The organism is Achromobacter sp. ESBL13, assembly GCF_036668755.1.
GTDB lineage: Bacteria > Pseudomonadota > Gammaproteobacteria > Burkholderiales > Burkholderiaceae_B > Achromobacter.
The window spans coordinates 781,333-794,680 of the sequence record NZ_JAZEVT010000001.1; the positions used below are offsets into that span (position 1 = coordinate 781,333).

General features: G+C 64.6%; 12 protein-coding genes. 9 read left to right on the top strand and 3 right to left on the bottom strand.

Going from position 1 to position 13,348, the window contains the following annotated elements; translation table 11 throughout:
• Positions 1–56 precede the first annotated feature (56 nt).
• From V6F88_RS03635 to rlmD, 6 genes are all read left to right on the top strand, one after another.
• Positions 57–689: a hypothetical protein gene (locus V6F88_RS03635; protein WP_332608019.1), complete on the top strand. Its 633-nt coding sequence runs from the start codon at positions 57–59 to the stop codon at positions 687–689.
• A gap of 406 nt (positions 690–1,095) precedes the next feature.
• Complete coding sequence (locus tag V6F88_RS03640) at positions 1,096–1,848, top strand: TorF family putative porin (RefSeq protein ID WP_104143884.1); 753 nt, start codon at positions 1,096–1,098, stop codon at positions 1,846–1,848.
• 315 nt (positions 1,849–2,163) lie between these two features.
• On the top strand, positions 2,164–2,511 hold the full coding sequence (locus tag V6F88_RS03645; protein WP_332608020.1) for an Imm51 family immunity protein: 348 nt from the start codon (positions 2,164–2,166) through the stop codon (positions 2,509–2,511).
• A gap of 59 nt (positions 2,512–2,570) precedes the next feature.
• Positions 2,571–3,494: a LysR substrate-binding domain-containing protein gene (locus V6F88_RS03650; RefSeq protein ID WP_332608021.1), complete on the top strand. Its 924-nt coding sequence runs from the start codon at positions 2,571–2,573 to the stop codon at positions 3,492–3,494.
• Positions 3,495–3,591: 97 nt separating this feature from the next.
• On the top strand, positions 3,592–4,848 hold the full coding sequence (locus tag V6F88_RS03655) for an MFS transporter (protein ID WP_332608022.1): 1,257 nt from the start codon (positions 3,592–3,594) through the stop codon (positions 4,846–4,848).
• A gap of 119 nt (positions 4,849–4,967) precedes the next feature.
• Positions 4,968–6,542 carry a 23S rRNA (uracil(1939)-C(5))-methyltransferase RlmD gene (gene rlmD / locus V6F88_RS03660; RefSeq protein ID WP_332608023.1) on the top strand — a complete coding sequence of 525 codons (1,575 nt, stop codon included), beginning with the start codon at positions 4,968–4,970 and terminating at the stop codon, positions 6,540–6,542.
• A 150-nt stretch (positions 6,543–6,692) separates the two neighbouring features.
• On the opposite strand, the gene cueR is transcribed toward rlmD, so the two are convergent.
• Both cueR and V6F88_RS03670 read right to left on the bottom strand, forming a co-directional pair.
• Positions 6,693–7,085 (bottom strand): Cu(I)-responsive transcriptional regulator, encoded by a 393-nt coding sequence (gene cueR, locus V6F88_RS03665; RefSeq protein ID WP_332608024.1) that lies wholly within the window; start codon positions 7,083–7,085, stop codon positions 6,693–6,695.
• Positions 7,086–7,101: 16 nt separating this feature from the next.
• Complete coding sequence (locus V6F88_RS03670; protein ID WP_332608025.1) at positions 7,102–9,381, bottom strand: heavy metal translocating P-type ATPase; 2,280 nt, start codon at positions 9,379–9,381, stop codon at positions 7,102–7,104.
• A gap of 161 nt (positions 9,382–9,542) precedes the next feature.
• On the opposite strand from V6F88_RS03670, the gene V6F88_RS03675 reads away from it, so the two are divergent.
• The 3 genes from V6F88_RS03675 (at position 9,543) to V6F88_RS03685 (ending at position 12,336) form a co-directional block, all read left to right on the top strand.
• Complete coding sequence (locus V6F88_RS03675) at positions 9,543–9,743, top strand: heavy-metal-associated domain-containing protein (RefSeq protein ID WP_332608026.1); 201 nt, start codon at positions 9,543–9,545, stop codon at positions 9,741–9,743.
• Between the two features lie 179 nt (positions 9,744–9,922).
• Entirely contained in the window at positions 9,923–10,651 is a 729-nt protein-coding gene (locus tag V6F88_RS03680; protein WP_050730296.1) for a glutathione peroxidase, read from the top strand.
• 248 nt (positions 10,652–10,899) lie between these two features.
• Entirely contained in the window at positions 10,900–12,336 is a 1,437-nt protein-coding gene (locus tag V6F88_RS03685) for a dihydrolipoyl dehydrogenase (protein WP_332608027.1), read from the top strand.
• A 119-nt stretch (positions 12,337–12,455) separates the two neighbouring features.
• Here the strand turns inward: V6F88_RS03685 and V6F88_RS03690 are convergent, their stop codons facing one another.
• Entirely contained in the window at positions 12,456–13,346 is an 891-nt protein-coding gene (locus V6F88_RS03690) for a 23S rRNA (adenine(2030)-N(6))-methyltransferase RlmJ (RefSeq protein WP_046804976.1), read from the bottom strand.
• Positions 13,347–13,348: the final 2 nt, after the last annotated feature.

Here is a 13,348-nt window from a genome sequence, read left to right on the forward strand (position 1 = left end):
TTGAAACCACCACAACCGCACAATGGCCTCGCTTTCTTCACTTTCAGGAGACACACATGTCCCGATTCGCTATTCGCTCCAATTTGGCCGCTCTTGCTTTTGTCGCCGCGACGGGCGGTCTGGTGGCTGGCTCCGCCATGGCCGCACCTTCGGCCCCGGCCGATGGTGGCCCGGCCGCCATGCATCACCAAGGCCCGCGTGGTGGCGAGTTCCACAAGGGCATGCGCGACGGCTTGTTCATCCCCGGCCTGGGTCCGGTTTCCAAGGCTCAGGTTGAGCAGCTGAAGTTGGACGACAAGCAGCAAGTGCTGTTCAAGACCGCGCAGGACGGCCAACGCAGCCTGCACGAGGCGATGCGCGCCGCCGGCGCCAAGCGCCACGATCTGCTGAAGTCGCAACTGGATAGCGGCAAGCTGGACCCCCGCGCTTTGGCGGCGCAGTCCGAGCAGTCGCACGATGCGTTCGGCCCGCAAGCCAAGCAGGTGCGTGACCAATGGCTGGCCGTGTGGGACAGCCTGAACGACACGCAGCGCGGCCAGGTGACCAAGATGGTCAAGGACCGCGAAGCCAAGATGCAGGAACGCCACGCCAAGATGGAAGGGCGCCACGGCAAGGGCAAGCCGGGCACGCCGCCGGCTCCCCCGGCCGGTGCGGATGCGCCTCCGCCGCCCGCACCGGCGGCTAACTAAGTCCGGGCTCGTCCGCCGCCTTGTGGGGGCGGACGCGTGAAGACCCAACCCCGGCACGCCACGCGGCGTGCCGGGGTTTTTTGCATCGGGCCTGAATTGCGCTTTAGTCCCCGCGCCCCAACTTGATGCACGGCGCGTCTTCGCCCTGTCGGCGCATGCCCGCTTGTAGTGCACACGCTGCGCCATCTTGAACCATCCCAGGCAGCGCAAGCCGCCCCGCGCGTGCGCACCAGCCTGTCTATCAGCTTGCAGCCAGCCGTTTGCCTTCCCGTTTTTCATCGGCATAAAACCTGGCACGGACATTGCTTGAAGGGAATAGAGCCGGCGCCTACCGCAGCAAAGCCGGCCAGATGGATGCGCCAACGGCCGTCCTCCTCCTCGTTAAATCCGATCAGGACTCCGCACCATGAAGAAGACGTTGCTAGCCTTGCCTTTTGCGCTTGCCGCTTGTTTCGCCTCGACGGCCCAGGCCGAACCCACCGATCTTGGAGGCGGTTTTTCACTTAGCGGTAACGCCACCATCGCCAGCGACTATCGGTTTCGTGGCTATTCCCAGACCGACTTCCGCCCCGCCGTGCAAGTTGGCATCGACCTGACCCACAGCTCGGGCTTCTATCTGGGCAACTGGAACTCCAACGTCTCTGACTTCGTGTTTACCGACGGCAACCTGGAAATGGATTTCTACGGCGGCTGGAAGGGCGACGTGGGCGGCGGCTTCACGCTGGACGCTGGTGTGCTGCATTACTACTACCCCGGCTCAAGCTCGCCCAAGGGCGGCAACTACAACAACACCGACCTCTATCTGGGCGCGTCCTACGGCAACTACTCGCTGAAGTATTCCTACACGCCGAGCGACTTCTTCAGCACGCCCGACAGCAAGGGCACGTGGTACCTGGATGGCACCGCGACGTTCGACCTGGGCGATGGCTGGGGCTTGCTGGGGCACCTGGGCTACCAAAAGCTGAAGAACCAAACAAACATGGACGGCGACTCCATCGGGCATTACGTGGACTACAAGCTGGGCGTGACCAAGGACATCAAGGGCTGGGTGTTGGGCCTGGCGGCAGTGGGCGCCACCAAGGACAACTGGCTGCCCACCAAGTACGGGCACCCGTCCGGCCGACTGGGCGCGGTGTTCTCGGTGGCTCGCACGTTCTAAACCTGAATCCGTGGCGGCGCTTTGATGGGCGCCGGCGTTTGGGGGGATTGATGGAGACGGCCTGATGGGGCCGTCCCCTTCAATTCCCCCTTTTTTTGTTCGTGGGCGGTGCGCTGATGAGCGGCGGTGGCGGGTCTGTGACGCGGGTCGGCACGCGCGCCACATGCTTGCTCAGGCGGGGTAAAAAACCGCGCGCGTTGCACACATCGCAATAATTGCCTCTAATGGGCGCGCACAAGATGCGACGGGGCACTTTCCGCGCATCACCCTGGCCGCTATTGTCGGTGGCCGGGGATTCAAGGAGCTTTGAGCGCAGTGACTATCGATTTCGAAGAAGCAATCAAGCCTTTTTCCTGGATGGAATACGAAGGCAACTTCTCGGTAAGCCTGAATGTCGGGGAATACAAGGAAGAAGTTTTCCGCCGCAGAAGGGAAGAGGGTTTCCTGGGGACGGGCTACGACTGGACCTCGCTGGCGGTCGTTTTTCTGACCGAGAAACAGCCGGACCTGGATGAGTCGATCGATTTCGACCCGGAAGCCGATACGTTCTGCGCTTATTCGTCCGATAGCGAAGCGCTTAAGGCCTTTGCCCTGGCGTTCAAGGCCGCTTGCGAAGACAAAAAGCTGATTCAAGACCTGTTTTCGCGCGCCGAACTGGACTGATCACCCGCCCAGGATAAAAAATATACTGGCGGCGTCAGAACAATATCCTGGGCGTCTTGATGATCGAAACCCGTTTGTTGCGGCAGTTTGTCGCCGTGGCGGAAACTCTGCATTTCAATCGCGCGGCGCAGCGCCTGCACATGGCGCAGCCGCCGCTCAGTCAGGCTATTCGCCGGCTGGAAGCAGAGATTGGCGCGCCCTTGTTTGAACGCACCAATCGCAGCGTGGCGCTGACGCCGGCCGGCGCGGCTTTCCTGCAATCGGCACGCCACATTCTGGATGCGCTGGACGACGGCGTCGCCCACACGCGGCGCGTCGCCCAGGGCATGGACGGCCACCTGACTCTGACCTTCATCAACATTGCGCCGTACGCCGCGTTATTGCGCGCGTTGCGGGACTTCCGTGGCGCGCATCCCGCCGTGGCCTTCACGCTGCAAGAGGCCACCACGCAAGAGCAGGTGCTGGCGCTTGAGGCCGGCCAGGCCGATATCGGCTTCATGCGGTCTCCCGGCGCCACAACACCCAGCCTGCGATTTGAATCGCTGCTGCAAGAACCCATCCAGGTGGCCTTGCCCGCCGGGCATCCCCTGCATACGCGGGCGGTGGTCGATCTGGCGGCATTGAAAGACGAGGCCTTTGTGGCGTCGCCCCGACGGTTGGGCCAGGGCTTTCACGATCAATTGATCCAGCTTTGCCAGACCGCCGGCTTTGTTCCCCGGGTGGCGCAGGAAGCGCGCCAGTTGCAGACCGTGGCGGCGCTGGTGGCGGCAGGCTTTGGCGTGGCGCTGCTGCCGGCATCGGTGGCCCAGGCGGGGCGCGCCGACGTGGTGTTCCGGCCGCTGGCGGCCGATGCGCCGCCTGCCTTGTTGCGGGTGGACTTGTTGATGGCGTGGAATCCGTCGCGGGATTCTCCGGTCCGGGATCGGCTCCTGGACGCGATCCGTTCAGCCCGGCAAGACGTGCACGGCGAGCAAATCACATAAGACGTAAAAGGTCTTATTCCAGCATGAATAAGATATTTTACGGATGTGGGGTGGCGCCCTAAGCTCGGCAACTGTCTTTGTCGAGCCCGGAAGCCTCATGCCCACCGCCGTCTATATCTTCTCTGTTTGCACCTTTGCCTTTGGCTTGTCGGAGTTTGTTGTCGCGGGCTTGGTGTCGGCGATGGCCGACAGCCTGCACGCCCGCATTGAAGCGGTGGGCACGGCGATCGCGGCCTATGCTTTCGGCGCCGCCATTGGCGCACCCATCCTGACTGCGTTGGTGGCGCACTGGCGCGACCGCCGCATCCTTGCGTGCGCCATGGCGATATTGGCGGTGGGCAGCGTGTTGATGAGCTTGTCCGCAACGTTGCCCATCTTGCTGGGCGTGCGCTTTGCCGTCGGCCTGGCGCATGGCGTCTTCATGGCCGTGGCGTCCGACGCGGCGACTCGGCTGGTGGACCCGACGCGCGCGGGCCGCGCCGTCGCCGTCGTGTGGATCGGCCTGACCTTGGCTCTGGCACTGGGCGTGCCGCTGGGCACGTTCCTGGGCAGCGTGTGGTCCTGGCGGGTGGTGTTCCTGGCCATTGGTGTGTTGGCCTTGGTGGGGCTGGGCGGGCTGCTGTGCTGCATGCCGGGTCGGTCCAATCGGCCGCAGCCGGACACACAGTCGGGCTCACAGGCGGGGCCATTGGCAGGCCAGGGGCCAAGCCGACGGGGCAGCGTCCCGCCGCGACCCCAAGCCGGCTCCGGCATGGCCGCAGGGTTGCGGGCCATCGCCCATCCGCGCATGTTGACGACGGCCGGCGTCGGTGCGCTGGTCAGCGTGGCGACGTTCTGCTTTTTCACCTACGTGTCGCCCTACCTGTTGCAAGTCACGGGGGTAAGCGTGCGGCAGTTGAGCACGGCCATGCTGCTGTTCGGGGTGTTTTCGATTGGCGGCAATCTGCTGGGCGGGTATCTCGTGGACCGCATGGACCCCGACCGCGCCGCCATGCTGGCGTTGGCGGCCCTGGTGGCAACCTTGCTGGCCCTGTACCCATTGCGCGCGTCGTCTTGGGCCGTGCTGGTGCTGGCGGGGGCGCTGGGGCTGGTGTTTTTCTGCATTGTGACCGTGCTGACGCTGCGGCTGCTGAAACAGGCCCAACACTACGTGCCGGCGTTCACGGCCGTTGCGGCGGGCTTGAACATCGCGTCTTTCAACCTGGGCACCGCCGTGGGCGGCGGGCTGGGCAGCCTGACCATCGCCTGGGTGGGACTGCCCGTGCTGCCCCTGGCCGGAGCGGTGGCGGCGTTGGTCGCCATGATCGCGTTGTGGCGGCAATCGGGCGGCGCCGGCAGCACGCGAATGGCTTGACGGCGCTGCCTGGCAGGCGGGCCGTCCCCCCGGCCTTCCGGCCCCGTCAAAGACCATTTCCGGGAATCGGCGCAGTCCTTCTACAATCATGGGTTGCGTGTAATTCTGGACTGCGTGAGATGTCAGACGTTTTGAGTATTGAGTCCCTGGATCTGGAAGCCAGGGGGATCGCCCGCCGCGACGGCAAAGTCGTGTTCGTGGAAGGCGCGCTGCCGGGCGAACGGGTCACCACCGTGACGCTGCGCCGCAAGCCTTCCTACGAGATTGCTCGCGTGGACGAGGTCATGCGCCCGTCGTCGCAACGCGTCCAGCCGCGCTGCCCGCACTTTGGGGTCTGTGGCGGCTGTGCCATGCAGCATCTGGAACCCAGCACGCAAGTGGCCATCAAGCAACGGTCGCTGGAAGACACCTTCTGGCACGTCGGCAAGCTGCGCCCCGCGCTCATCCTGCCGCCGCTGCAAGGCCCCACCTGGGGCTACCGCTACCGCGCGCGCCTGTCGGTGCGCGTCGTGCCGAAGAAGGGCGGGGTGCTGGTAGGTTTTCACGAACGTAAAAGCAGCTATGTGGCCGACATGCGCGAATGCCATGTGCTGCCGCGCCACGTCAGCGACCTGCTGTTGCCGCTGCGCGAGATGATCGGTTCGATGTCGGCGCCTGACCGCATGCCGCAAATTGAAGTGTCGTTGGGCGATGGCGTGACAGCCCTGGTGCTGCGCCACCTGCTGCCCCTGACCGACGGCGACATCGCCATCCTGCGTGCCTTTGCCGCCAAGCACAACGTGCAGTGGTGGTTGCAGGCCAAGGGCCCGGAAACGGTGCACCCGCTAGAGCGCGAACATGCAGACACGCTGTCGTACACCATGCCCGAATTCGGCCTGCGCATGCCGTATCGGCCCACCGATTTCACGCAGGTCAACCACGCCATCAACCGCGCAATGGTGTCGCGCGCGTTGAAGCTGCTGGATGTGCAGCCCACCGACCGCGTCGCTGACCTGTTCTGTGGCCTGGGCAACTTCACCTTGCCGCTGGCAACGCAGGGCCGCGAAGCCGTGGGCGTGGAAGGCAGCAAGGCCCTGACCGACCGCGCGTTTGACGCGGCGGCGCGCCATGGCCTGGCCGAGCGCACCAGCTTTGCCACCTTGAACCTGTTCGAGGTGGACGCGCATTGGCTGCGCAGCCTGGGCTATTTCGACCGCATGCTGATCGACCCGCCGCGCGAAGGCGCGCATGCGGTGTCGCAGGCGCTGGCCGAATTGTCGGTGCAAGAGCGCCCGCGCCGCATCGTCTACGTGTCCTGTAACCCGGCCACGTTGGCGCGCGACGCGGCCATTCTGGTGCATGAAGGTGGGTACGAATTGAAGAGCGCCGGCGTCATCAACATGTTCCCGCACACGGGCCATGTGGAATCGATTGCGGTGTTCGAATCGTTGGACGCCGAGGCTGTGGCCGAGGTCAAGGAACGCGCACGCCAGCGCGCCATCCAGGCCGAGGCCGACGCCATCGCGGCAGAAGAGGCCAAGGCGCTTGCCGCCGCTGAAAAAGCGGCTGCGAAGCAGGCGGCCACTGATGCCTACCATGCGCGCGTTGCTGCTGAAGCTGCCGAAGCGGGCGTTGCCGCCGAAGCCATCGAAGCCGGGGTGGCGCAAGCCGACATCGACGCCGTCGCGGAACCGGTCGCGCCTGCAAAAGACTGATCGCCCCAGCGCCGGCTGGCCGCGGTTGGCTTGGCGTTCGTGCCGTTCAGCGTGGCCGCGTACATGGCCAGTGCCGTCGAACTACGCTGCCGGAACCGCGCTAGCCTGGCCAAGGCCCGTGCTGTGCCAGGGCCGGTACTGGCACAGCCTTTAGTGCGAGCGCCCCAGCGTTTCCAGAATCGGGCAATCGGGCCGATCGTCGCCATGGCAGTTCTGCGCCAGATGCTTGAGCGTGGCGGCCATGTCGCGCAGCGCTTCGGCCTTGCGCTCCAGCTCCTGCACATGCTCCAGCGCAATGCGCTTGACGTCCGCGCTGGCGCGGCTGCGGTCCTTCCATAGCGCCAGCAATTCGTTCATCTGCTCAACGGAAAATCCCAGGTCGCGCGCGCGGCGCACGAAGCGCAGCGTGTGCAAGTCGTGGTCGCTGTAGACCCGGTAGCCGGAATCCGTGCGGACCGCCGGCCCGATCAGGCCGATGCTTTCGTAGTACCGGATCATCTTGGCCGAGATGCCCGAGCTTTTTGCGGCTTCGCCGATATTCATGGTCAGACTCCTGGTATCAAGCGTGCGCGGTGCGCGGCCGGAACGCCTTCAAGCGCAGCGCGTTGCCCAGCACGAAGACGCTGGACAAGGCCATTGCGCCCGCGGCAAAGATGGGCGACAGGGACAGGCCGAAGGCGGGGTACAACGCACCGGCCGCCAGCGGGATCAAGGCGGCGTTGTAGGCGAAGGCCCAGAACAGGTTCTGGCGGATATTGGCCAGCGTGGCACGGCTGAGCGCGATGGCGTTGGGCACGCCGTGCAGGTCGTCGGCCATCAACACGACCGAAGCGGCCTCGATGGCCACATCGGTGCCCGTGCCGATGGCAATGCCGGTATCGGCGGCGGCAAGGGCCGGCGCGTCGTTGATGCCGTCACCCACGAAGGCCACCTTGCGGCCGCCTTCGCGCAGCGTTTCAATCGCCTGCACCTTGCCGTCCGGCAGCACTTCGGCGCGCACTTCGTCAATGCCCAATTGACGCGCGACGGCGGCCGCCGTGTAGCGGTTGTCGCCGGTGATCATGGCCGTCTTCAAGCCCTGGGCATGCAGCGCGGCAATGGCTGATACGGCGGACGGCTTGATCGGGTCGGTCACGGCCATCATGGCTGCGGCCTTGCCATCGACCGCCACGTAGATAGGCGTCTTGCCTTCGTTGCCCCAATCGGTGGCTTGCGCGCCAAAGCCGCTGACGTCCACGCCGCGTTCTGCCATCAGCCGTGCCGCGCCCGCCAACATCTTGCGGCCCGCCACGGAAGCTTCCACGCCTGCGCCGGTGATAGCGGCAAAGCCATCGGCGGGCAGCAGCGCGATCTTGCGCGTCTCGGCGGCCGCCACAATGGCCAGCGCGATGGGGTGCTCGGAACGCGCCTGAACCGACGCCACCCATTGCAGGACGTCTTGCTCGTCGTAACCGGGGGCCGGCGCCAATTCGGTCAGCGTCGGCTTGCCCAGCGTCAGCGTGCCGGTCTTGTCGAAGGCCACCACGTTGACGTCGCGCAGCGTCTGCAAGGCGTCGCCCTGGCGGAACAGCACGCCCATGTCGGCCGCGCGCCCGGTGCCCACCATGATGGACGTGGGCGTGGCCAGCCCCATCGCGCAAGGGCAGGCGATGATCAGCACCGCCACCGCGTTGACCAGCGCGTGCGACAGCGCGGGCGTCGGGCCAAGAAAGAACCAGGTCAGGAAGGTGAGCAGGGCGGCCGCCATCACGGCCGGCACGAACCACGCGGTAACCTGGTCGACCAGCGCCTGGATGGGCAGGCGCGCGCCCTGGGCGGCTTCCACCATGCGAATAATGCGGGCCAGCATCGTGTCGGCGCCGGTGTGCGTCACGCGCAGGGTAAAGCTGCCCGACGTGTTCAAGGTGCCGCCGGTGGCTTGCATGCCGGGCTGCTTTTCGACCGGGACGGGCTCGCCCGTCAGCATCGATTCGTCCACATACGAATTGCCTTCGATGATGTCGCCGTCCAGCGGGATTTTTTCGCCCGGGCGCACGATGACGACGTCGCCCTTCTTGACCTTTTCGATCTCGACATCAAACGCCTGCCCGTCACGCATGACGCGCGCGGTGCGCGGCTGCAAGCCGATCAAACGCTTGATGGCCGCGCCCGTCTTGCCCTTGGCGCGCGCCTCCAGCATGCGGCCCAGCAAGATCAATGTGACGATGACCGCCGCCGCTTCGAAATACACGTTGCGTGCCGCCTCGGGCAACCAGCCGGGCGCGAAAGTAGCCACCACGGAATAGCCCCAGGCAGCGCCCGCACCCAACGCCACCAGCGAATTCATCTCGGGCGCGCGCCGCCACAGCGCCGTGAAGCCCTTGGTGAAGAAGTGGCGACCGGGCCAGACCAGCACGACCGTCGTCAGCACAAACTGCATCAGCCAGCTATTTTGCTGGCCGATCGTGCCCAGCACCCAATGGTGCATGGCGGGAATCAGGTGCGAACCCATTTCCAGCAGGAAGACCGGCAACGTCAGCACCAGCGCCACGGTGAATGCGCGTTGCAGGCGCTGAGCTTCGGCATCGCGCGCTTGCGATTGGCGTTCGGCATGGTCGTCCTGCGCGGCGATGGGCCGAGCTTCGTAGCCCATCTTCACAACGGCATCCACCAAGGCCTGCGGTTGCGCGGCGGCGGGGTCAAACGACACCAGTGCGCGTTCGGTGGCCAGGTTGACCTGCGCCTGGGCCACGCCGGGCACCTGGGTCAGGGCCTTTTCCACGCGTTTGACGCACGAGGCGCACGTCATGCCTTCAATGGCAAGTTCCAACTGGGTGGAGGAGGGGCTGGCAACGCTCATGGCTGTTCTCTAAGTGGACGGGAGCTTGCAGTTTCATCCTTCCCATGGTGGGAAGGTCAAGACGGATTTTATGCTTGACCTTGCCATTATGGGAATGTTTAAGCTGCGGATCATGGCGTGCGAAACCACTGCGCGCTGCCCCTGACTTTATGGAGAACACCATGAGCATCGAATTCCAAGTCCCTGATATGACCTGCGGCCACTGCGTCAAGACGATCACCGGCGCGGTCACCGACGTCGCACCCGGCGCCACGGTAACCGTAGACCTGCCGACGCACCGCGTCACGGTGTCCGGTACGGATCAGGCCGACAAGGTTGAAGCCGCCATCCGCGACGCCGGCTACGAGCCCGCCCGGGTCTAACCGCGTCGCCATCGAAGGGCGGTTATGATAGAAACCGCTTTTCGATCTTCCTTCCTTGATCGTAAAAAACTATCGATCAATTTACTTTATTAAATTTGATTAATTGATAGCCGGCATTTATCATTCTTTCCATGGTGGTCAAACGAACCCCGCTACCCACTACCCAAGGAGAGATTTGAATGCTGCAAAACCGCGAAGGCCAACGTGTTCCGAACGTAACGTTCCCCGTCCGTGAGGACAACACGTGGAAGAAGGTCACGACCGACGATCTGTTCAAGAACAAGACGGTTGTCGTCTTCTCGCTTCCCGGCGCTTTCACGCCGACCTGCTCGTCCACCCACTTGCCGCGCTACAACGAACTGGCCCCCGCGTTCTTTAACGCCGGCGTCGACAGCATTGTGTGCGTGTCGGTCAACGATACCTTCGTCATGAACGAATGGGCCAAGGACCAGGAATCGGCCAACATCACGTTGCTGCCTGACGGCAACGGCGCTTTCACCGAAGGCATGGGCATGCTGGTCGACAAGAGCGACCTGGGCTTCGGCAAGCGCAGCTGGCGCTATTCGATGCTGGTCAAGGACGGCGTCGTGCAAAAGATGTTCATCGAACCGGAAAAGGAAGGCGACCCGTTTGAAGTGTCGGACGCCGACACCATGCTGGCGCACATCGCCCCGACGGCCAAGAAGCCCGACCAAGTCGTCGTGTTCTCCAAGCCGGGCTGCCCGTTCTGCGTGGAAGCCAAGGCACTGCTGGACGAAAAGGGCTACGCCCCGATCGAAATCCCGCTGGAAAACAAGGTGCGTGGTCGCGTGATCGGCGCCGTGTCCGGCAAGGGCACTGCCCCGCAAGTGTTCATCAACGGCACGCTGATTGGCGGCCTGGAAGACCTGAAGGCGCACTTCGCCTAAGGGCATACGGGGCAGTTGCCCCAAACAGCCGGGCAGGGGGCCAGCCCCCGCGCCCGGCCGGTGCCGGCAGGCGGTAGCAGCAAGACCGCCTTGCCCGCGCCGGCCCGAGCTTCCCTTTTTACGCACCCTTACTGCATTCCTTGTGCGACCCCCAGCGGCGTCGCCGGACGGTGTTCGTCCCGAGGATGCGCAACAAGGCGGAACTCGCCTTTAGAAACCTTGCTACCCGCAACAGGGGAACCACAGTCATGAAAACTCTGCATACCGATATCGCCATCATTGGAGCCGGCACGGCCGGTCTGGCCGCTTATCGCGCCGCGAAGGCGGCGGGCAAGCGTGCCCTGCTTATCGAAGGCGGCCCCTACGGCACGACCTGCGCCCGCGTGGGCTGCATGCCGTCCAAGCTGTTGATCGCCGCTGCGGAAGCGGCCCACAACGCCGCGCACACCGACGCCTTTGGCGTGCACGTGGGCGGCGAAATCACGGTGGACGGCGCGGAAGTCATGGATCGCGTCAAGCGCGAACGCGGTCGCTTCGTGGGCTTTGTGCTGGACGGCGTTGAGAACATTCCTGCCGAAGACAAGCTGCGCGGCTATGCCCGGTTTGTGTCGGACACCGTGTTGCAGATCGACGATCACACCGAAGTGCATGCCTCGCGCGTGGTCATCGCCACGGGTTCGCGGCCGTCGGTTCCGCCGCCTTTCCGCGCGCTGGGCGACCGCCTGGTGGTGAACGACGACGTCTTTGCGTGGGACGACCTGCCGCGCCGCGTGGCGGTGTTCGGCCCCGGCGTGATCGGGCTGGAGCTGGGCCAGGCGTTGGCGCGGCTGGGCGTTGATGTGCGCGTGTTCGGCGTCAGCGGCAGCCTGGGTGGCATCAGCGACCCGCAAGTTCGCCAAAGTGCCCGGAAGATCTTCCAACGTGAGTTCTATCTGGATCCGGATGCCCGGGTGCTGGAGACCACGCGAGTGGGCGACGAAGTGGAAGTGCGCTACGTGACGCTGGATAACGCCGAACGCATCGAACGCTTTGACTACGCGCTGGTCGCCACCGGCCGCCGCGCCAACGTGGACGGGCTGGGCCTGGAAAACACGTCGCTGGAATTGAACGTGCACGGCGTGCCGGTATTCAACCGCGAAACGATGCAGGCAGGCGATTCCGCCATCTTCATCGCGGGTGACGCCAACGCCGATGCGCCGTTGCTGCACGAAGCCGCCGACGAAGGCCGCATCGCCGGCGAGAACGCCGCGCGCTTCCCCGACCTGCAAAACGGGCTGCGCCGCGCGCCGCTGGCGGTGGTGTTCTCGGACCCGCAGATCGCGTTGGCGGGGCAGGGCTATGGCCGCCTTATTCCCGGCACGTTCGTTGTCGGCGAGGTGGACTTCAGCGACCAGGGCCGTTCGCGCGTGATGCTCAAGAACAAGGGCCTGCTGCACGTTTACGCAGACATTGCCACGGGCCGTTTCCTGGGCGCTGAAATGGTCGGCCCCAGCGCCGAGCACATTGGCCACTTGCTGGCCTGGGCGGTGCAGCAGGAATTGACGGTGGCGCGCATGCTGGAAATGCCGTTCTACCACCCCGTCATTGAAGAGGGCCTGCGCACGGCGTTGCGCGACGCTGCCGCCAAGCTGGCTGCCGCCCGCGAATCCGTGTGCAGCGAAACGCAGGAACAAGAAACGGTTTGACCGTGTGAAGCAGGGGCGGCGGCCCCTGAACGGGAAAGGCCCGATCCATCAGGATCGGGCCTTTTTTTCTGATCGCCAATGAGCTGGTCGATGTAGCCGACTCTGTCACCAGGGTCGTCTTAGTCGTCCGATTGCTTCTTCGGCACCGGGAACGGGTTCTCGCGGTACTGCAAGGTGAAGCCGGCGCGTTCGTCCTGGCCAAGCTCGCGGGCAAGGTAGGGCATGGCTTGCTTCAGGCCTTCGTGCAGCGTCCACGGCGGGTTGATCAGGAACATGCCGCTGCCATGCAGGCCATAGCCGTCAATGGTGGCCTTCTTGACCGTCAGCGTGGCATGCAGCCAGCTCTTGACCTTCAGGTTTTCAAAGTGGCGCGCCATTTCGCTGGCTTCGCGACGCTGCACCAGCGGATACCAGACGGCGATCGTGCCGGTGGCAAAGCGCTTGATGCATTCCTTCACGGTGATCAACGTGCGGCGATAGTCGTGCTTGTCTTCGTACGACGGGTCGATCAGCACCATGCCGCGCCGCGTGGGCGGCGGCAGCAGGGCCTTCACGCCTTCGAAGCCGTCATCGCCATAGATCGTGGTCTGGCGTTGCGCCGTGCGGCCCTGGTGTTCCAGGTTGACGACCAGCGTGTCGATCTCGGTCGGGTGCATTTCAAACAGGCGCAGGCGGTCGGACGGGCGCATCACGTCCAGCGCCAACCACGGCGAGCCGGGGTAGCGCTTCAAGCGGCCATTGGTGTTGTAGTCGCGAATGCGCGCGACGTAGTCGGCCAGCAGCGGCGGCAGGTCCTTGGCTTCCCACAGGCGGCCAATGCCTTCCTCGAATTCCGAGGTCTTGTTTGCCCAGTCGCTTTCCAGGTTGTACAGGCCTGCGCCGGCGTGGGTGTCCACGACCCAGTAGGGCGCGTCTTTTTTGTTGAAGTAGTCCAGGGTGTGGACCAGGATGGCGTGCTTGAGCACGTCGGCGTGGTTGCCGGCGTGAAAGGCGTGGCGGTAACTGAACACGG